The sequence below is a fragment of the Candidatus Bathyarchaeota archaeon genome (assembly GCA_026014725.1).
In the GTDB taxonomy this organism is placed as follows: domain Archaea; phylum Thermoproteota; class Bathyarchaeia; order Bathyarchaeales; family Bathycorpusculaceae; genus Bathycorpusculum.
Map to the genome: position 1 here is coordinate 90214 of JAOZHV010000022.1, position 17530 is coordinate 107743.

The 17530-nt window shown below is 45.2% G+C and carries 23 protein-coding genes; 13 read left to right on the forward strand and 10 right to left on the reverse strand.

Annotated elements, in window-relative coordinates:
* Positions 1 to 9: 9 nt before the first annotated feature.
* On the reverse strand, positions 10 to 1194 hold the full coding sequence (locus NWE95_02890) for a hypothetical protein (GenBank protein MCW4002842.1): 1185 nt from the start codon (positions 1192 to 1194) through the stop codon (positions 10 to 12).
* Positions 1195 to 1269: 75 nt separating this feature from the next.
* Positions 1270 to 1488 (reverse strand): lysine biosynthesis protein LysW, encoded by a 219-nt coding sequence (locus tag NWE95_02895; GenBank protein MCW4002843.1) that lies wholly within the window; start codon positions 1486 to 1488, stop codon positions 1270 to 1272.
* Between the two features lie 257 nt (positions 1489 to 1745).
* Between NWE95_02895 and NWE95_02900 the strand changes: the two genes are divergently transcribed.
* From NWE95_02900 to NWE95_02915, 4 genes are all read left to right on the forward strand, one after another.
* Positions 1746 to 2156, forward strand: a complete 411-nt coding sequence (locus tag NWE95_02900) for an Lrp/AsnC family transcriptional regulator (protein ID MCW4002844.1) — start codon at positions 1746 to 1748, stop codon at positions 2154 to 2156.
* A 396-nt stretch (positions 2157 to 2552) separates the two neighbouring features.
* Positions 2553 to 3146, forward strand: a complete 594-nt coding sequence (locus tag NWE95_02905) for an Hsp20/alpha crystallin family protein (GenBank protein MCW4002845.1) — start codon at positions 2553 to 2555, stop codon at positions 3144 to 3146.
* 51 nt (positions 3147 to 3197) lie between these two features.
* Complete coding sequence (locus NWE95_02910) at positions 3198 to 3605, forward strand: hypothetical protein (protein MCW4002846.1); 408 nt, start codon at positions 3198 to 3200, stop codon at positions 3603 to 3605.
* Between the two features lie 46 nt (positions 3606 to 3651).
* Positions 3652 to 3774 (forward strand): hypothetical protein, encoded by a 123-nt coding sequence (locus tag NWE95_02915; GenBank protein ID MCW4002847.1) that lies wholly within the window; start codon positions 3652 to 3654, stop codon positions 3772 to 3774.
* Positions 3775 to 3780: 6 nt separating this feature from the next.
* Here the strand turns inward: NWE95_02915 and NWE95_02920 are convergent, their stop codons facing one another.
* On the reverse strand, positions 3781 to 4083 hold the full coding sequence (locus NWE95_02920; GenBank protein MCW4002848.1) for a DUF131 domain-containing protein: 303 nt from the start codon (positions 4081 to 4083) through the stop codon (positions 3781 to 3783).
* A 52-nt stretch (positions 4084 to 4135) separates the two neighbouring features.
* On the opposite strand from NWE95_02920, the gene NWE95_02925 reads away from it, so the two are divergent.
* Together NWE95_02925 and NWE95_02930 are read left to right on the forward strand one after the other, a co-directional pair.
* Complete coding sequence (locus tag NWE95_02925; GenBank protein MCW4002849.1) at positions 4136 to 4333, forward strand: hypothetical protein; 198 nt, start codon at positions 4136 to 4138, stop codon at positions 4331 to 4333.
* 133 nt (positions 4334 to 4466) lie between these two features.
* Positions 4467 to 5309: an OB-fold nucleic acid binding domain-containing protein gene (locus NWE95_02930; GenBank protein MCW4002850.1), complete on the forward strand. Its 843-nt coding sequence runs from the start codon at positions 4467 to 4469 to the stop codon at positions 5307 to 5309.
* Between the two features lie 2 nt (positions 5310 to 5311).
* On the opposite strand, the gene NWE95_02935 is transcribed toward NWE95_02930, so the two are convergent.
* The gene (locus NWE95_02935) at positions 5312 to 5773 is read right to left on the reverse strand and encodes a hypothetical protein (protein MCW4002851.1); all 462 of its coding nucleotides are present in this window, start codon (positions 5771 to 5773) and stop codon (positions 5312 to 5314) included.
* A gap of 188 nt (positions 5774 to 5961) precedes the next feature.
* On the opposite strand from NWE95_02935, the gene NWE95_02940 reads away from it, so the two are divergent.
* Positions 5962 to 6909, forward strand: a complete 948-nt coding sequence (locus NWE95_02940) for a TIGR03560 family F420-dependent LLM class oxidoreductase (GenBank protein MCW4002852.1) — start codon at positions 5962 to 5964, stop codon at positions 6907 to 6909.
* Between the two features lies 1 nt (position 6910).
* Here NWE95_02940 and NWE95_02945 read toward each other — a convergent pair whose 3' ends face one another.
* The 3 genes from NWE95_02945 to NWE95_02955 form a co-directional block, all read right to left on the reverse strand.
* Positions 6911 to 7261, reverse strand: a complete 351-nt coding sequence (locus NWE95_02945; protein MCW4002853.1) for a hypothetical protein — start codon at positions 7259 to 7261, stop codon at positions 6911 to 6913.
* 139 nt (positions 7262 to 7400) lie between these two features.
* Positions 7401 to 7847, reverse strand: coding sequence for a DUF523 domain-containing protein (locus NWE95_02950; protein ID MCW4002854.1), 447 nt, complete (start codon positions 7845 to 7847; stop codon positions 7401 to 7403).
* Between the two features lie 75 nt (positions 7848 to 7922).
* Entirely contained in the window at positions 7923 to 8804 is an 882-nt protein-coding gene (locus NWE95_02955; GenBank protein ID MCW4002855.1) for a hypothetical protein, read from the reverse strand.
* 446 nt (positions 8805 to 9250) lie between these two features.
* Here NWE95_02955 and thsB point away from each other — a divergent pair, with 446 nt between their 5' ends.
* Both thsB and NWE95_02965 read left to right on the forward strand, forming a co-directional pair.
* Positions 9251 to 10939 (forward strand): thermosome subunit beta, encoded by a 1689-nt coding sequence (gene thsB, locus NWE95_02960; protein MCW4002856.1) that lies wholly within the window; start codon positions 9251 to 9253, stop codon positions 10937 to 10939.
* Positions 10940 to 10950: 11 nt separating this feature from the next.
* A complete protein-coding gene (locus tag NWE95_02965; GenBank protein MCW4002857.1) occupies positions 10951 to 11184 on the forward strand; it encodes a DNA-directed RNA polymerase subunit K in 234 nt (77 codons plus the stop codon).
* Positions 11185 to 11252: 68 nt separating this feature from the next.
* Here the strand turns inward: NWE95_02965 and NWE95_02970 are convergent, their stop codons facing one another.
* Complete coding sequence (locus tag NWE95_02970) at positions 11253 to 11756, reverse strand: amino acid-binding protein (protein ID MCW4002858.1); 504 nt, start codon at positions 11754 to 11756, stop codon at positions 11253 to 11255.
* A gap of 142 nt (positions 11757 to 11898) precedes the next feature.
* Here NWE95_02970 and NWE95_02975 point away from each other — a divergent pair, with 142 nt between their 5' ends.
* A complete protein-coding gene (locus tag NWE95_02975; GenBank protein ID MCW4002859.1) occupies positions 11899 to 13311 on the forward strand; it encodes a TrpB-like pyridoxal phosphate-dependent enzyme in 1413 nt (470 codons plus the stop codon).
* Between the two features lie 84 nt (positions 13312 to 13395).
* The gene (locus NWE95_02980; GenBank protein MCW4002860.1) at positions 13396 to 14532 is read left to right on the forward strand and encodes an ATP-NAD kinase family protein; all 1137 of its coding nucleotides are present in this window, start codon (positions 13396 to 13398) and stop codon (positions 14530 to 14532) included.
* 34 nt (positions 14533 to 14566) lie between these two features.
* Here the strand turns inward: NWE95_02980 and NWE95_02985 are convergent, their stop codons facing one another.
* The gene (locus tag NWE95_02985) at positions 14567 to 15178 is read right to left on the reverse strand and encodes a hypothetical protein (protein ID MCW4002861.1); all 612 of its coding nucleotides are present in this window, start codon (positions 15176 to 15178) and stop codon (positions 14567 to 14569) included.
* A gap of 249 nt (positions 15179 to 15427) precedes the next feature.
* Here NWE95_02985 and NWE95_02990 point away from each other — a divergent pair, with 249 nt between their 5' ends.
* Positions 15428 to 16534 (forward strand): DegT/DnrJ/EryC1/StrS family aminotransferase, encoded by a 1107-nt coding sequence (locus tag NWE95_02990; protein ID MCW4002862.1) that lies wholly within the window; start codon positions 15428 to 15430, stop codon positions 16532 to 16534.
* Between the two features lie 100 nt (positions 16535 to 16634).
* A complete protein-coding gene (locus NWE95_02995; GenBank protein ID MCW4002863.1) occupies positions 16635 to 17018 on the forward strand; it encodes a cyclophilin-like fold protein in 384 nt (127 codons plus the stop codon).
* On the opposite strand, the gene NWE95_03000 is transcribed toward NWE95_02995, so the two are convergent.
* The gene (locus NWE95_03000; GenBank protein ID MCW4002864.1) at positions 17015 to 17494 is read right to left on the reverse strand and encodes a hypothetical protein; all 480 of its coding nucleotides are present in this window, start codon (positions 17492 to 17494) and stop codon (positions 17015 to 17017) included. The two genes, NWE95_02995 and NWE95_03000, sit on opposite strands and share 4 nt — an antisense overlap.
* Positions 17495 to 17530: the final 36 nt, after the last annotated feature.

Below are 17530 nucleotides of genomic sequence, written 5' to 3' on the forward strand. Positions count from 1 at the left end.
CCCGTTAATTTAATGGTCAATTAGGCTTTGAGCACCCTTCAGCAATGGGATAGCCACGTTGAGTCCTGTTGCGAGTCTTGTGTTCTCCCAAAACTCTGGACAGGAGTTTGACTCATGAAACACAAGAGCGCTCTGGTTGTTTTCTACGCTTTCTTCAATTATGTTTTTAATATTTTCGTAAGCAGAAGTATTAGTATATTTTTGGAAGGCTTTTTCAAGTTTCTTGTTCCATTCCTCAAAGTTTGTTAGGCGTGTCTCATCTGCCTTTACTTTTTGAACGGCTAGAAAAGCTTGCGCTGCTTTCTCAAGTTCAGCTTTGAGGTAGGACTCGTCGGCATTCTTGTTTTCTTTTACGTTAACCATGGCGTCAAGCGCGAATATCCAAGCATCGCTACCTTTGCCAAGGGCATCCCCACATTTCACCGCTAACTCCTGAACACTAAGGGGCAGTTTAGCGTGGAAAACCAAGTTGCCAAGGAAAGTGTTTGTACGGAAATCTTTGAAACCTGCTCTTGCCATAGCCGTGTGGTAACAAACAGGTTGTTTGCCTTTTTCTTTGGAAACAATTATTCGCAAATCGTAGAACCATTTTTGGACTAGTTCTTGAGCGACTACACCAATTGGGTTAATTATGGATGGCTTTGTTTCTTGGATGTTGGCGATGAGTTCGTCTGTGCTTTTTGAGAGCATTATCATTTTGCCGTGAGTGCCAGCGTCAGCTTTGATGACTATGCCTTCTTCTTGGGGGATTTCCTGCTGGAAGAGGTCTGCGATGTCTTTTTCGTTGTGGATTTCTTTGCCGCTTTTCATTAGGTCAACTGGGTCGCAGGGCACGAAGACGGTTTTGGGGATTGGTATGCCTGCTTTGTAGAGGTTCAGTAGTGTGCGGAGTTTACTATAGCATAAGAATTCGACTTGCGATGAGTTGAAACTTTTTTTGCCAAGCGCTTCCATGAGGTAGGCGGCTTGGAGGCGGCGGTTTTTGCTTTGTGCACGGTTGAGCACGACTTTTGTGTCAAGTATTGTTTTTGTGTAGTCTTTGCCCTTGGTTTTGGCAGTAAAGCCGTCTTTTGAGATAGAGAGCGCGATTTTGCGGAATGGAATGTAGGTTAATTCTATGCCGAGTTGCTGGGCGGTTAGTTTTATGCCGTTTTCGTCGTTCTCCGACCGCTCGTACAAAAGCGCAATGCTCATCGCTGTCTACTTCCGTGAAAAAATTTTACCTTAAAAAGGAGAGTTTTCAATTGAAAATGGGTTTGTGGATACTGTTTATTCGCCCCAGTCTTCCCCTTCAATCGTTAACTCTTGAAGGTCTACGCATCCGCCTTTGATCTGTTTAACTTCCAGTTCTAGTCCGCAGCCGGGGCAGCTTAAGATTTCTCCTTTCTCTGTATCCGCTGGAACATCGAGGTCTGCATCGCAGTCTGGGCATTTTGCTTTGTTGATGGTTTTCAACTCTTCGGGTTTGGGATTTACTTGTTTTATCATTTTATTCGTCACATTATATTTTATTGGAAATGTCATTTTCATTTATTCGGGAACCTTTTAAACATTGCGACTAATTTGTTACAAGATGGGTTCCTAATGTATCATTTGGTGCAACATTTTTGACACACAGAACCGCCACATTTGATGAAAAACGCAAGCATAAACAATTTATCTTAACGAAATTCGAAGGGAATATTAAAAACTTGTAATGAAAAACGTTAAATTTTTCCAAACCAATAACAACGCAGCTGGTAAACATGGATGATAAAGACAAGCAAATCATAAAAATCCTAAAAGACGACGGAAGAGCTGGCTACGGTGACATCGGCAGTAAAATAGGTTTGTCCGAAGGAGCAGTGCGTAAGAGAATCAAGACACTCAGCGACGATGGTGTCATAAGAAAGTTCACTGTTAAAATAGGTGTTGCAGAGGGAGCCGAAGCCATCACTTTGCTTGCGATTAACCCCTCGTTTCCGACACAGGAAGTGTCAAAGAAAATTCGAAGCATCCCCAACGTTGAGACAATTTATGAGGTAACAGGCGAATACGACATTGTGGCAGTCATCGGCGGCATGAATGTAACTGAAGTTAATGAATGCCTAGAAAAGATACGCCGCGTCGAAGGCGTCATGAAAACCAACAGCATGATTGTACTGCGAAGCTGGTAAATCATCCCGCTACCCAAATTTGCGTAGCTCACCATCCTATTTGGCGTCTATTAGTATCCTATTTGGATGCTATTAGAAATTCTATGCAGAAACTATAGAGGGGTAGGTTGCTGTTGCAGTTTACGTTTTGGTTTACTACGTACATTCAGGGTTCTCTATTTACTGCGTACATCGCAGGGTTGATTGTACGTAATAACAGGCACAGAGCTCATGTACGTAGTAAAAACCAGACAATTCACCCCTTTAAATAGGGGGATAGGGTAGTGGGCAGAGCAACAAAGTCACAATCAGCTATACCGCTAAAAACGCTTAGGAAAGACATGTTGAAAGACTATTATTTCTAACAATAAATTTATTGGATTGAAAAAACAAACTCTAATGTAAGGTGACTTGTGAATGTCTTCAGATATAGACGATTACCCTGACTGGTTCAGAAAAAGGCGCCCAGCCAAAGACCCGTTCTTTAGCGACATAGACAGCATGTTCAAAGAAATGGAAAGGATGATGGATGAAGAACTCAAAAACTTCGCGCAGAGAGTCCCCAAAGAATACGTCAAAGAACGCCAACTGCCAGACGGCAGCACCGTCAAAGAGCTAGGGCCATTCGTTTACGGTTACAGCATGAAAATAGGCCCAGATGGCAAGCCTGAAATCCAAGAGTTCGGCAACCTCAAAAAAGGCCTCAAAGGCACACCCCAAGTAAAAGAAGAACGCGAACCACTCGTGGACATTGTTGAAACAAACGATGAAGTCCGCGTGGTCGTGGAACTCCCAGGCGTGGAAAAAACTGACATAAAACTTCACGGCACTGAGGATTCACTGGAAATTTCAGTTGATACACCGCAATACAAGTATTATAAGGAAGTTGAGTTACCCGCTAAAGTTAGGGTTAAAGAGGCAAAATCCACCTACAAAAACGGCGTCTTAGAAGTGGTTCTTCCAAAATCTGAGCCCCAAAAGCCCAAAGGCGAACCAATCAACATAGGCTAAAAAGCCTTAAAACCCCCATTTCGCCATCTCTTTACAGTAGCCAGTGTAACAATGAACGACTCTGAAATCGACACGTTAAATGCTATTTGTAGAGAAGCAAAAACAGCAGGAAAACTCTCCGGCGAAAATCTCACCCAACTCTACGAGCTTTTCGGCTCAAGATTCACCAAAGCCCTTGATGCGCTAAAAGAAGGCAGAGTAAAAAAGTACGTTTTTCATCCAAGCGAGCGTACAGTTTGGATAGTCATCGGCAGAGAGCGTGATTACCTGATTATGCCTGAAGCCGAGTTCTGCCCCTGCGACGACTTTTACTTTAGAGTGCTTGACAGGAAGGTTCACATGTGTTACCACTTGTTGACGCAGAAAATCGCGCAGAATTTGGGCTGGTTTGAAATTATTGAGGAAAATGATGAGAGTTATGACATGTTGATGAATGACTGGAAAAAAGCTACTCCTTAAATATGAAGAGTTACAAGAATACTGATAAAATGCAAGGAGAACCCAGATGGATTTAAGCGCGTACTTCGTAACACTCCAATATGTTCTGATGGGCTCAGTGTTTATTGCTCTACTGTTAATCTTCCTGTATGCTTATTACGGCAAAGAAGAAGAGCAAGAACCCGAGTAGGAACTTTTAACCGCTAAACCTTCTTGACCTGCGGTTCAACACAAAAAACAAGATTAGGCTTATCACCGTAAGAATTACGCTAATTATTATTAGCCAGCTTGCGTTGGGTCCAGAGCCGAAGATAATAGGGATTGGGCCGATGAGGATTACTCCGCCGACGCTTCCTGAACCGCCGAGCGCCGACGAGACGACAACCAGAACAATTATGCCGATGAAGACCAAAGCTACGCCTAATAGCAGAAAAACGAAGAGCCTGTTAGAAAAACTGTCGTCCTCATCCGCATATTCATCGGTTTCCCCATCATTCATATCGTTTTACCTCAACCACCAATAATACAGCAACATTATAATTAGCATCACAATGGTGAGCGCTAACGCCAGCGCCAAAACCGTTTTAACTGATTTTTTGTCTGTACCAAAAATTATCGGCACTGGACCAATCATGATGACACCTGCACCGCGCACCTTCCCCTTGGCACCACCACGCGTGGAAGCGAGGATTAGGACGATGACTATGATTACGATTCCGACAACAATTAACGCTAAGGCAAGCGCGTAAAAAGTTTCAAGGGTAACCGTGGCATTCAGCGCTCCAAACTAAAAATAAACTGCCGTTTTAATAAACGTAGCCAGCCACAAGCGAGAATGCAAAATATTAAAAACCCCTAACGCGCTAATCGTTTCGGCGCAAAATGACCACACAAGACATCATCCAAGAGATTCTGCAGAAAAACCAGCAAATCAGCCAAGAACAAATTCTGGAGAGGCTTGAGGCTGAAAGGGCCAAAACAGGCGGGTTGCTCGGCGACGAGACGCTGTTGAGGTTGATTGCCGCCAAATTCGGTGTCCAAGTCCAGCAAAACTCGTTCCACAACAGTGGAATATTATCAACAGGTCGTTTGTTTGCTGGGTTGAATGATGTTACGGTGGCTGGACGCTTAATCGCTGTTTTTCCTGTTAAAACCTTTCAGGGCGCTGAGAAATCGGGCAAGTTTGCAACCGTGATACTGGCGGATAACGAGGGCTTACTTCGGGTGGTGCTGTGGGATAAAAAAGCGGATGCGATTGAAAGTGGCGAGTTGAAAGCTGGGCTTGCGGTGCGGTTGTTGCATGGTTACACGCGGCAAGACAGGTACGGCAAGACAGAGTTACATCTTGGGGGTAAAAGCCAAATCGAAATCACACCAGAAGACACTGCTTATCCATCCCTCGAAAAGTTTACCGCGAAAATCAAGAGCCTACACAAGGATTCGGGCAACGTGCACCTGCTAGGCACCGTGAAAGCGATTTTGAGCAGAAACACTTTTCCACGAAACAGTGAAGGCGAGGGAGCGGTGATGCGGGTGGCTTTAGCGGACGAGTCAGGCGAAACGACGCTGGTTGTTTGGAATGAGCAAGTGCTTGAGTTGGAAAAGAAGCTTGAGGTTGGCATGCGTTTGCTGGTAGTTAACGCTAGAGTGAAAGAGTCTCAAAATAGCTGCTTAGAGGTTCATGTTGACTCGAACACATTTGTCGATGCCCAAAAGGCAAACTAAAGTTATTGCTTGCTGTACCTGTCGCAGTAAACGTCAGTGTTTGGGAAAACCGATTTCACCCGTTCAAAACGCTTCTTTGCGTTAATTTTCTCTTCAAGCATAATGACGTCTTTGGGTTTGCTGAAACGCTCGGTTTTGCCGTCTTCACGTTTCCGCTCCACTTTGATGCAGTCGTCCACCATACAGCAAAGCACACAGGCACCACAGTAAACGCACAGATCCTCAGTGATGCCTACTCCGCTTGCGGTCCAGTACAAGGCATTGGTTGGGCAAGCTTTAATGCATAGTTTACATTGTCCGCCGACACAGGTAAACTTGTTGATGGAGATTTTGCCATCTTTGAAAATTTCTTTTACGCCTGTAGGCTCCAAAAGCTCTTGCCGACGCTTCTTCTTTGCCTTCTCCTCAGTATCTTCTGATAGTAAACCGAAGATGTCGAAGGCAGAAGAGTCGTTCTTTGGCACTGTTTGGAACCACGCTTAAGCTTTGTTATTTCTAAAGAAAGGCTTTATGAATTATTAATTACTTATCCATCAACCGCAGAATTTTACCATACCATCATGCTTAGTCAAACGCAAAACCGACAGGAAATATGCCAAAACCTATTACTGCCTATTCCAAATAATCTTCACAGCTTAACGGTGGCAAAAGTTTGGCTAAACTGAAATTCGGAGTATTCCTGCCTTTCTATGCATTCCAAGCCAAAGAACCCAAAAAGTACTACGACCACATCAAAAACATAGTGCTGGAATGCGAAAAAACAGGGTACGACTCGGTTTGGCTAGACGACCACCTCATGTACAACAACTGGTCCATCCTTGAAAGTTGGACAACACTCTCTGCGCTCTCAAGTCTGACGAGCAAGATTCGCCTTGGAACAATGGTCTCATGCATTCAACACAGAAACCCCGCTTTGCTTGCCAAAACCGCGGCAACACTGGATGTCATATCAAACGGCAGGTTAGAGTTCGGCATCGGAGCAGGAGTCCAAGAAGCAGAGCATGTTGCTTACGGTTTCGGTTTTCCCAAACCGAGTATTCGAACAGAACGCTTAGGCGAGGCTTTGGAAGTTATAATTCGGCTGTGGACGCAAGAAAAAGCAAGCTATGACGGGAAGTATTATACGCTCAAGGATGCAGTTTGCGAACCAAAACCACTACATAAGCCTCATCCGCCCATAACCATTGGCGGAAGCGGAGAAAAACTGCTCAAAGTAACTGCACAGTACGCTGACAGGTTCGATTGGGGATATCTGCCATCCATTGAAATCTATAAACATAAGCTTGAGGTGTTAGAAAATCATTGTAGAGCAGTCGGCAGGAAATTTGCTGAAATTGAACGTTCATGCTGGCCTAGCGGTCAGGTGCTTATTGCAGAAAGTGAGGCATCACTTGCTGAGAAAATCTCCAAGGCAAAACCTGCTAACTTTAGCGTGCAAGAGTTCAAGAAAACTGCTTTAGCTGGGACACCTGAACAGTGCAGGGAACACTTGCAAGTTTACGTTGATTTAGGCGTGACGTACTTTATGCTGTTCTTTGCCGACTTGCCCAGCGTTGAGAGCTTGCGATTATTTGCAGAAACTGTTGCTGGGAAAATTTAGGTTAGAGGTCGCCTTTAGCAATGTGCGAGAGCTCATGCAGAAGGATTTCGTCTAAACTGTGATATGGGGTTTGCCTCACAAGTATAATGTATTGGGCGTCATCGGTTTCGTCAGCGTTAAACACGCACGCATCCGTACCCTTAATTGAAAGAATCCTGCCCCATTCCACAACTTCCCGCAATGCATCCTCAGGGCAGTGCCTGTGTTCGATGGCATGGTTAAAATCTTCATCGCTCAATTGCAGAGCCTTAACTTTTGGCAACGGTTTACTACTCAGCGTTTTCCATATAGCGTTAAGCTGCTTTTTTGGTATACGCTTAACTTTCATTTTGATGCCTTCAACTAAAACCATTAAAGCCCCAACCACTATACTTGCCTTTTCCAAAAACCATCATGCCAGTTCAGAGGCAAGTTGCTACAGAGAAACAACGGGTTTTAAAGTAAAAGCGTTTGCAGTAGTGACGCCACTACCACAAACAAATAGCCAAGGGCTAAGGCTTAGCTTTAACCGATATGACTTTAATGCCGTTCTTCTTCAGCAACGCCGCAGTTACCCCATTACCCTCAACGCATTTGTCAGAGAATGTGCCATCAAAAATCAACCCGCAACCACACGAAGGACTCTTCTCAATAAGCAAGGCCTCTTTTGCACCAATGGACTGAGCGATTCTCAAAGTTGCAGTGGCTCCAGCAACAAATTGCCGTGTAACATCAACGTCTCTCTCATTAACCACTTTTGCCTTGCCAGCTAATACGTCTGAGCCGTCGCCGCCCTGAATTTCAGCGGGCACCCGCGGCACAGGCAAGTCGCCTAAAACTTCTGGGCAAACAGGAAATAAATCACCCTTCAAAAATTCTTCGAGCAGGTTGGGGTTTAACCAGTTTTTCCCTTCAAAGTTACAGTTAACGCCGATTAGGCAGGCACTGACGAGTTTCATACCTACACAGGCACAATATGAAGCTTAATACCTTTGTATTTCAAAACCTTTCTAAAAAGGAGCGTTTTGGAATCATCAAGGTTTCGTATGCTCGACGAGGATTTTTTCTGAGTAAATGATAGATGCTCCGCTTATGCCAGTTGCTTGCATCGTAGTTTCTTGTGTTAATTCTGATTTGATTAAACGGCAGGTTCCATATTCAAGGTACGTTTTGCCAGTTAGCTGCAATATAGAGTTATCCAAAATACTTCCGCTTATAACCCCGTTGTCTGGACTAATATGCATAGTCAGGTTGTTGCTTGAGAGTTCCACCACGAAAACCTTGTAGGTACCTGCTGGAACGGTGATTTCTTGGATACCGGCGAATTTGAGTGTTATTTCGCCTGTTAAGCCGAGGCTTGCGTTGCCTGTGCTTACTGGAAACTGCCAAACATCACCGAGGTTCACCTGCGTTTTCGCCAAATATGCTTCAAGAGCGGGATTACCAGTAACGTTTAAGAAAAACGCTGGTGACCCTGATGGCAAAAGATTGTTATAGTACGTTGATTTGCGTGTGTTGTTTGTTGTCAGGGGTATAGAAATGGTTTTTCCGTTTATTTCTGAAGTTATTGTGAGTTTGATGGTGTAGTTTTCGCCGTCAAAGCCAAGGATTTCATAGCTACCTGTTGAATTGTAGGTTTCTGATATGGGATTAGTTTGTACGTCTATCGTTGTGTTGCTCATTTGGTTGGTAACCGTGTTTGTGGTTGTGTACAGCATTTTTTCTCCAACCGAGTAGTTTAAGCCTAATTCTATTGTTGAGCCTAAAGCTTGCGGAACAAAAAGGGCTGAAGCGATAACTATTGCCGCTATGACTCCACAGAAAGTGTAAAGTCTTTTTCGTCCCTTGTTTGGAATCGGAAGTGCAGATGTGGTTGACGTATTGGAGGGTTGAGAGCTATCTGCTTTACTAAACATTATCTTCATCCTCTAAAAAGCTAATTTGCGATTAAACAAATTTAAGTTCTTTTGACTAAAAAAATAGTCAACAATACCTAAAGTATCGTATTTGCCTAATACATAATGGCTGATATGTTTCATTTTGGCGAAGACAATAAACCTCGCGCTCGGCAAAAAACAACAATTCAATTCATGCTTTTATAGGGGGATAGGTCTACCGCAAACAAACAAGCCCTCGCTTTTTTCTGCATACGCTTCCATATACCGCCTATATAATAGGGGGCTATAGAAAAAAATCCCGCTTAAGCCCACTCACAACTACTAAAAAAACAACAACACAAAAAAACAAGCACACGATACAAAAACCACAAACAAATAGCTACATAAACACGCCATCACTAGAAAAACTTATATTGCAAGCCACATTTTCTTGTTGTTCGCACTAACTGGAGGCTAACCACACTTTGTCAACAGCACCAACCCAAGCAAGCGGCATACCCGTTCTCGTCCTAAAAGAAGGCTCAAACCGCACACGCGGAAGAGAAGCCCAACACGGCAACATAACAGCCGCAAAAATCGTAGCCGAAAGCATCAAAAGCGCTCTTGGCCCAAAAGGCATGGACAAAATGCTCGTTGACAGTTTCGGAGACGTCACCATCACAAGCGACGGACGCACAATCCTCGACGAAATGGACATCCAGCACCCAGCAGCAAAAATGCTCGTCGAAGTCGCCAAAACACAAGACAAAGAAGCAGGCGACGGAACAACCAGCGCCGTCATAATCGCAGGAGAACTCCTAAACCGCGCCGAAGAACTCATCGACAAAAACATTCACCCAACCATCATAATTGACGGCTACAGAAAAGCTGCAGAAAAAGCCCTTGAAACACTTGAGAAAATCGCCATCCCCATCGACACAAAATTAAAAGATTACCTCAAAAAAGCAGCAACCACATCCATGGGCAGCAAAATCGTAGCTGAACACAAAGAATACCTGGCTGGCATCGTTGTAAAAGCCATGCTTGCAGTAGCCGAGAAAACAGGCGGCTCTTACAAAGTGGATGTTGACGATGTCAAAGTTGAGAAGAAAACAGGTGAATCCACAAGCGACACCACCCTAATCAACGGCATAGTTTTAGACAAAGAGATCGTCCACACAGGCATGCCAAAACGCGTAGAAAACGCCAAGATTGCATTGCTTGACGCTTCACTGGAAGTTGAAAAAACCGAGTTAGACGCAAAAATTAACATTGAATCGCCCGAGCAGATTGAAGCGTTCCTAAAACAGGAAGAAACCATGCTCAAAACGATGGTGGAAAAAATTGTGGCTTCAGGCGCCAACGTCGTTATCTGCCAAAAAGGCATTGACGACATGGTGCAGCATTTCCTTGCTCGAAAAGGCATAATCGCTGTTAGAAGAGCCAAAAAATCAGACATGGAAAAGCTCGCCAAAGCCACAGGCGGCAAAATCCAAAGCAACATCGATGCACTTTCAGCTTCTGACCTTGGTTGCGCTGCGGTTGTGGAAGAGCGCAGAGTTGGTGATGATAAAATGACGTTTGTTGAGGGCTGCAAGAACCCGAAGGCTGTGACGATTTTGGTTCGCGGTGGGACTCAGCGTATGACTGCAGAAGCTGAGCGTTCGATTCACGATGGCCTCTGCGTTGTGAAGGATTTGCTTTTGGAGCCTAAAGTTGTTGCTGGTGGTGGGGCTCCTGAATTGGAGGTTGCGAAAGCGCTTAAGGGTTATGCTCAGACTTTGCCGGGGAGAGAGCAACTTGCGGTTAGGGTTTTTGCTGATGCTTTCGAGTCGATTGCTGTTACGTTAGCGGAGAATGCTGGTTTGGACCCTGTTGATGTTTTGTCTGAGTTGCGTGCTCGGCACGAGAAGGGTGAAACTTGGGCTGGAATAGAGATGCTCAGCGGGAAGGTTGTGGATATGTCTGTGGTTGGGGTTTTTGAGCCGCTGGGTGTTAAGAAGCAGATTGTTAAGAGTGCGGTTGAGGCTGCTTCGTTGATTTTGAAGATTGATGATGTAATTGCGTCTGGTAAGATGAAGAGTCCTCCGATGCCGCCTGGGGGAGGTATGCCTGGTGGTGGTATGGGAGGCATGGGTGGTATGGGTGGTTATCCTGGTTCTGGAGAGTATTAGGTTTGGTTGATGTGAAAGTTAGTGTTGGTCCTCCGAAGGCAACTCGGTTTGAGAAGGCTCGGATTGTTGGTGCTCGTGCGTTGCAGATTTCTATGGGTGCGCCGATTTTGGTTGATGCTGCTGAGAATACGAATCCGATTGATATTGCTATGTCAGAGTTTGATGCTGGGATTTTGCCGATTACGATTCGCCGCACGTTGCCGGATGGGACTTTCCAAGATATTCCTTTAAAATGGCTGTCTTAACGCCATTCTTTTTCTTTTTGTTTTTTTCTGTTGCGATTTTTTTCTATACCTCTATTATAAATAGGTGCTTAGTAGACTGAGACTTTGGCTACTCCTGGTGTTTTTAGGATTTCTGGTATTAGTTCTCCGGGGATTTTGCGTTCTACGATGAAGGTGAGTTTGGGTTCTGGGCTCAGTTCGGGGTCGTCTACGATGGCTTGGCGTATGCTCAACCCTGCCCTGTTTAGGACTACGGCTGTGTTGGCAAGTATGCCCGGCGACCTCGCGTTCGTAGGAGTAATTTCAACCACGCCTAGGTTGAGGGGTTTGGCGATTTCTTTGAGCGAGTGTCCTGCGGGGCGAAGCTCTTCAAAAATCATGCGCAACTCAGCATTTTCCTCAATAGATTTTAGTGTCTCATTCACGGTGCGACGGTCAACACCCGCGACTCTGGCAACGCGCACGGGCGGAATCTCAATCTCATTTAGGTAGATTTTGTCGCCTTTCGCGCTAAGTCCATTCTCGATTAGGACGCGGGCAACTTTTAGACGCTCAGGGTACTCTTGGAGTTGGCTTTTTATTTTGTTCCACATTTTGATTCGCTGATGCATGTTTCTGTGCGTTTAAGTATAAATGTGTTGTTAGCGCCAAAGAAACACACGTACAAAACTGTACACAAAAGCCTTAAATAAAACCTTAAAGTACCCTTTCTAACTCAAATTAAAGGCGAACCACATGCCAAGCAAAAAAATCTTACTAAAAGAAGAAGACATACCAAAACAATGGTACAACATCGTCCCCGACCTACCTCACCCGCTCCCACCCTTCATAGACGTAGCAACAAAGGAGCCAGGCGTCGGCATAGTCCCAAGAATCTTCCCCAAAGAAATCATCGGACAGGAAATCAGCCAAGAACGCTGGATAAACATCCCTGAAGAAGTCCGAGAAGTCTACCGCATCTGGAGACCCACACCACTCATCAGAGCCACAGGTCTAGAAAAAGCGCTCAAAACACCAGCAAAAATCTACTACAAATACGAAGGCGTAAGCCCAGCAGGCAGCCACAAACCAAACACTGCCGTTCCACAGGCTTATTACAACATGAAAGAAGGCACCAAACGCCTCAGCACAGAAACAGGCGCAGGACAATGGGGCTCAGCCTTAGCGTTTGCAGCCATGATGTTCGGACTACAATCCACCATCTACATGGTACGCGCAAGCTACGACCAAAAACCCTACCGCAAAATGCTCATGAAAGCCTTCGGCGGAGAATGCATCGCCAGCCCAAGCAGCAGAACAGAAGCAGGAAGAAAAATCCTAGCTGAAGACCCAAAAAGCAAAGGCAGCCTAGGCATAGCCATCAGCGAAGCCGTAGAAGATGCGCTTGTTAACGAAGCAGAAACCAACTATGCCATCGGCAGCGTCTTCAACCACGTATGCCTACACCAAACCGTAGAAGGCCTAGAAGCCAAAAAACAACTCGAAATGGTAGACGACTACCCCGACGTAATCTACGGATGCATCGGCGGAGGCAGCAGCTACAGCGGTCTAATGTGGCCATTCTACTACGATAAAGTCGCAAAGAAAGCACCTAAAGAATGCAAATTCGTAGCTACAGAAGCCACAGCATGCCCCAAGGTCACCAAAGGCTGGTACCAATATGACCACGGCGACACAGCCAAACTCACTCCCCTTGTGCCCATGCACACACTAGGACACGACTTCATTCCAGCGCCGATACACGCAGGCGGACTACGCTACCACGGCATAGCACCAACCATCAGCGTACTCACACAAACAAAACAAATGACAACCGAAGCCTACAGCCAAATAGAAGTCTTCGACGCAGCAAAAACATTCATCCAAGCAGAAGGCATCATCCCAGCGCCAGAACCATCCCACGCCATCAAAGGCGCCATAGACGAAGCACTACGCTGCAAACAGACAGGCGAAGCAAAAACCATCCTCTTCGTACTCTGCGGACACGGCTTCTTTGACATGGCAGCATACGACGAATACTTCAGCGGCAACCTTCAACCCTACGAATACCCAACCCAAAAAGTAGCCGAATCCATGGAAAAACTGCACAAGCTCTATCCGTGGCTAAACGAAGTAAACAAGAAATACATAAGCTGCGAACCACTCTAAAACGTAGCCTCCCTCCCCCCTTTCCATTCTTTCATTTTCTTTTTATTTAACCAGCCAACCTATACTATCAAGGTTAAATTACACTTGAATATCAGTGAAACCAAACCACAAACAAAAACAATCGGCTTCATAGTTAATCCAGTCGCAGGCATGGGCGGCGCAGTCGGACTAAAAGGCACAGACGGCAAAGCCACCCTAAACAAAGCCATCGCTCTGGGCGCAAAACCCGTGGCAACAGAGCGAGCAGAAACCTTCCTTGCCGAATTGGTCCCAACCAAACCACACATAACCCTGCTTGTTGGCGCCGCGGAAATGGGCGAAAAACAAGCAAAAAAACACGGCTACAACTACATCGCCATCGGCGAGCCCAAACAAGAAACCACCCCAAAAGACACACAAGACACCGCTAAACAAATTGCCCAAGCAGGAGCGGATTTGCTGGTTTTCTGCGGTGGAGACGGCACAGCCCGCGACATCCAAAAAGCCATTGACCTAAAACTGCCCGTGCTCGGAGTGCCCACAGGTGTTAAGATGCACAGCGCCCTATTCGCCATCAGCCCCCAAGCAGCCGCAAGAGTCGCAATCAGGTTCCTGTGGAGCGGGCTACCCATCAGAGAAGCCGAAGTTATGGATGTGGACGAGCAAGCCTTCAGAGAAGGACGCCTCTCCGCTGAGCTTTACGGGTACACGCTAAGCCCCTACGAGCCACACCTGATTCAAGGCAACAAGATGGCTTCTCCAATGACTGAGAGCGAAGCGGAAAACCAAGTAGCCATCGCCCTATACATTATTGAGCAAATGCAACCAAATACGCTTTACATTGTAGGTCCGGGAACCACCACACGTACAATCGCTGACCTCTTAGACCAGAAAAAAACCCTCCTAGGCGTAGACCTCATCGAGAACAAGAAAATAATCGCCACAGACGTAAACGAGAAACAAATCCTGCAGGCGATAAAAAGCAAAACAGTGCGGATTATTGTAACGCCCATCGGTGGGCAAGGCTTCATTTTCGGCAGAGGCAACCAGCAAATAAGCGCCAGAGTAATCCGTCAAGTAGGCATAGAAAACATCGTCGTGGTGGCAACCAAAAGCAAGCTGGACAGGCTTGAGAGCTTGAGAGTTGACACTGGCGACGCGGAGTTGGATGCGGAGTTTAGGGCACGCGGCATAAAAGTCATAGTTGACTATAAACGAGCACAAGAAATTCCAATCGAATAATTATTGGGCTATCCAGTTTGGAGAAAACTTTTGCTTACTTGTTTAGCTTCCTTTTACGTTGGTAATAATATAGGAGCATAATTAAAACAGCCGTTGCAATGGTGACTGCTGTGATTACTTTAATTAGGCTACTTGGGGAAAAAACAGGATCTTGTTCCACAGTAAAAATGATTGAAGCATTTGAACTTGGGTAGTATTCAGACGAATAAACCATAGCCATTACCATGTATACATAGCCCTCTACTGTGATTGCTAATTGATGTGTTCCACTGGGAATGCTTGACAGAGTAACATTAAACTCAAGAAAATTATCGGCAGATACATTGAATTTTGAATCCGTGAAATACAGAATTTGCGTCTCGTTTTGCCAATCACCCTTAAAGCAAACCTTAACAATATGGGCGAGATGAAAATCAACCCTTGGTGCCATATCAATTACTTGTGGTCCAGAAACATTGAAAATCACTGAAATGTAATCGTTATTTATTACGGTGTTGTTGTGTGGAGAGGTAACTGATATACTTGGTGAAATCATTGTGGCGCCATCAATGTCATAATACTCCTGAGCATCCACAACTGCTGGATTACATATGGTAGCTAACACAATTAATCCCGAAATCATAGCAGCAGTTACTATCTTGCTCATAGGTAACAAACAAAACCTATTTCTTAAGAGCTTTTTCGTCAAAGTTTCTTGACTGAGATACCTCATACCACTTAGAATACACGAAGCATGCAAAGTCGAGGACGAAAAAGTATTAGGAAGAAACAAACAATTATGGATTTGTTCGGATTTAAACCGAAATCTAAAGAAATAGCCATCAGAAAAAGATAGCACCTGATTGGTAATGGAAATATATCAGTCCCCAATAACATAGAGAGCGAGGCGCACCATTTGATCCCGATTAACAAGCCAGAAGTCGGCGAAGAAGAAGCCCAAGCAGTCTTAGAAGTCATCCGCAAAGGACCCCTAACCAACGCGCTGGGCGCAGGCCCAAAAGTCTTAGAGTTTGAAGCAAACTACGCAAAATTTGCAGGCGCTAAACACGCTGTGGCGGTGAACACGGGCACTGCCGCTTTACACGCCGCGGTTATGGCTGTTGGAGCTAAGCATGGTGATGAAGTTATTGTGCCAAGTTTCACTTTTGTAGCTACCGCTGAAGCTGTCGCCTTAGCAGGTGCGAAACCTGTTTTTGCTGACATTGACCCAGAAACTTACAATCTTTCGCCTCAAGCGGTAAAGAAAGCGATAACCAAAAAAACGAAGGCAATTTTGCCCGTAGACTTGTATGGTTTTTCGGCGGATATGAAGCCGCTTCGAGAAATCGCTGACAAGCACGGTTTAGCTTTGTTGGAAGATGCAGCTCAAGCACATGGCACAACCTATGATGGGAAACCTGCGGGAGCTTTTGCTGATGTGGCTTGCTGGAGCCTCTACGCAAGTAAGAACATGATGACAGGCGAAGGCGGCATGATAACCACGAACAATGACGAGATAGCAGAAACTTTACGCATGATTAGGACTCACGGTGAAAAAGCCAAGTACGCTTCCCTGATGCTTGGAACAAACTACCGCATGTCAGAAATCCAAGCCGCCATAGGCAATGTGCAACTCCAGAAACTGCCTTCATTCATCAAAAAACGCCGCCAAAACGCACAACAACTAACCAGCATCCTCAAAAAAAGCAGTCGCCTAGTTCTGCCTTACGAATCAAAGGATAGACTGCACAGCTGGTACCTGTACACTGCACGACTAAAAGATGGCACCATGGAGGAACGCAACAGCCTCTTAGACGAATTAAAGAAAAAAGGCATAAGCGCCGAGGCGTACTATGTTAATCCAGTGCATGATATGCCGTTTTATCGGGAAAACTTTGGAAGAGCAGTACTGCCAGAAACTGTCAAAGCCGCAAAACAAGTTTTCTCGTTGCCGATTCATCCTAGCGTCACCGAGGAACAGATTAGTTTTATCGGGGAAACCGTGCTAAGCCTCTTGCAATAAACAAGCCTACTGCTATGTACTGTAAGAGTTAAATTGAACTTCCCCTACTATACCTCTGATTTACAATCTTATTCAATTTTCTTGAAAGGAGAATGAAGCATTGAGTGAAGAAGGCGTCTCACGGGTAAAAGTCAAATTCGTTATTGAGGGGTTAGGTACAGCAGAAGGCGAACTAGTCAGGTTCCTTGCCCCCAGAACCATTGACTTTATCGTGCGCAAACTACCGATGGAAGGCAGAGCCGCCCTGTGGAAAGAAGAGGTTTACTTTGAAATCCCAGTAAAAATGGGCGAAGAAAAAGCCAAGCCCACCGTAGAAGCAGGCACCATTGCTTTTTGGCCCATGGGCAGTGCATTGTGTGTTTTCTATGGAAAATCTCAACCCTACAGTCCAGTGAGTATACTGGGCAAAATTACAAGCAACTTAGAACTTTTTAAGCAAGTTAGAAGCGGAGCAACAATAAAAGTTGAGCTTTTGAATGCTTAAAAGGCAAGTGAGCTGTTTTCCCACATATCAAGCAGACGCGCGCATTCTTCTTTAACACTGCTGTCGTTGCTTTTTTCTTTGAGCGCTTGCAGAAATTCCATGCGTTTTGCGACTGTGCGTTTTTCTGCGTTGCCGCCGTAGTAGAGTTCGCCTTCGAGGTATTCTTTCATGTGGTAAGCTTTTTGGATAAACAGGCTGGCGGCATCAACCGTGTTTTCGACGGCGAACTTGTTTGCCCAAATAGTTGCTTCTGTTTCGCGTAGTTGTGTTATGCCATCCATTTCAAAGATTTTGCGAACATATGTTCTTAGAAAGTCGTAGTAACCAGCGGTTTTTATGAGTTCGAGGGCATGGTTGACTTTTTCTTTGAAGTCTGGTGTGCCTTCAACTGTTAGTTCATGTTTGTACCCTTGGTCAACTAGCTTTTTTGCAGTTTTTACTTCTTTTGTTGTGTAGATTCTTTCTGGAAAACTCAAAATAAACTACTCCAATTAAAGTGGGAACTTAATGCA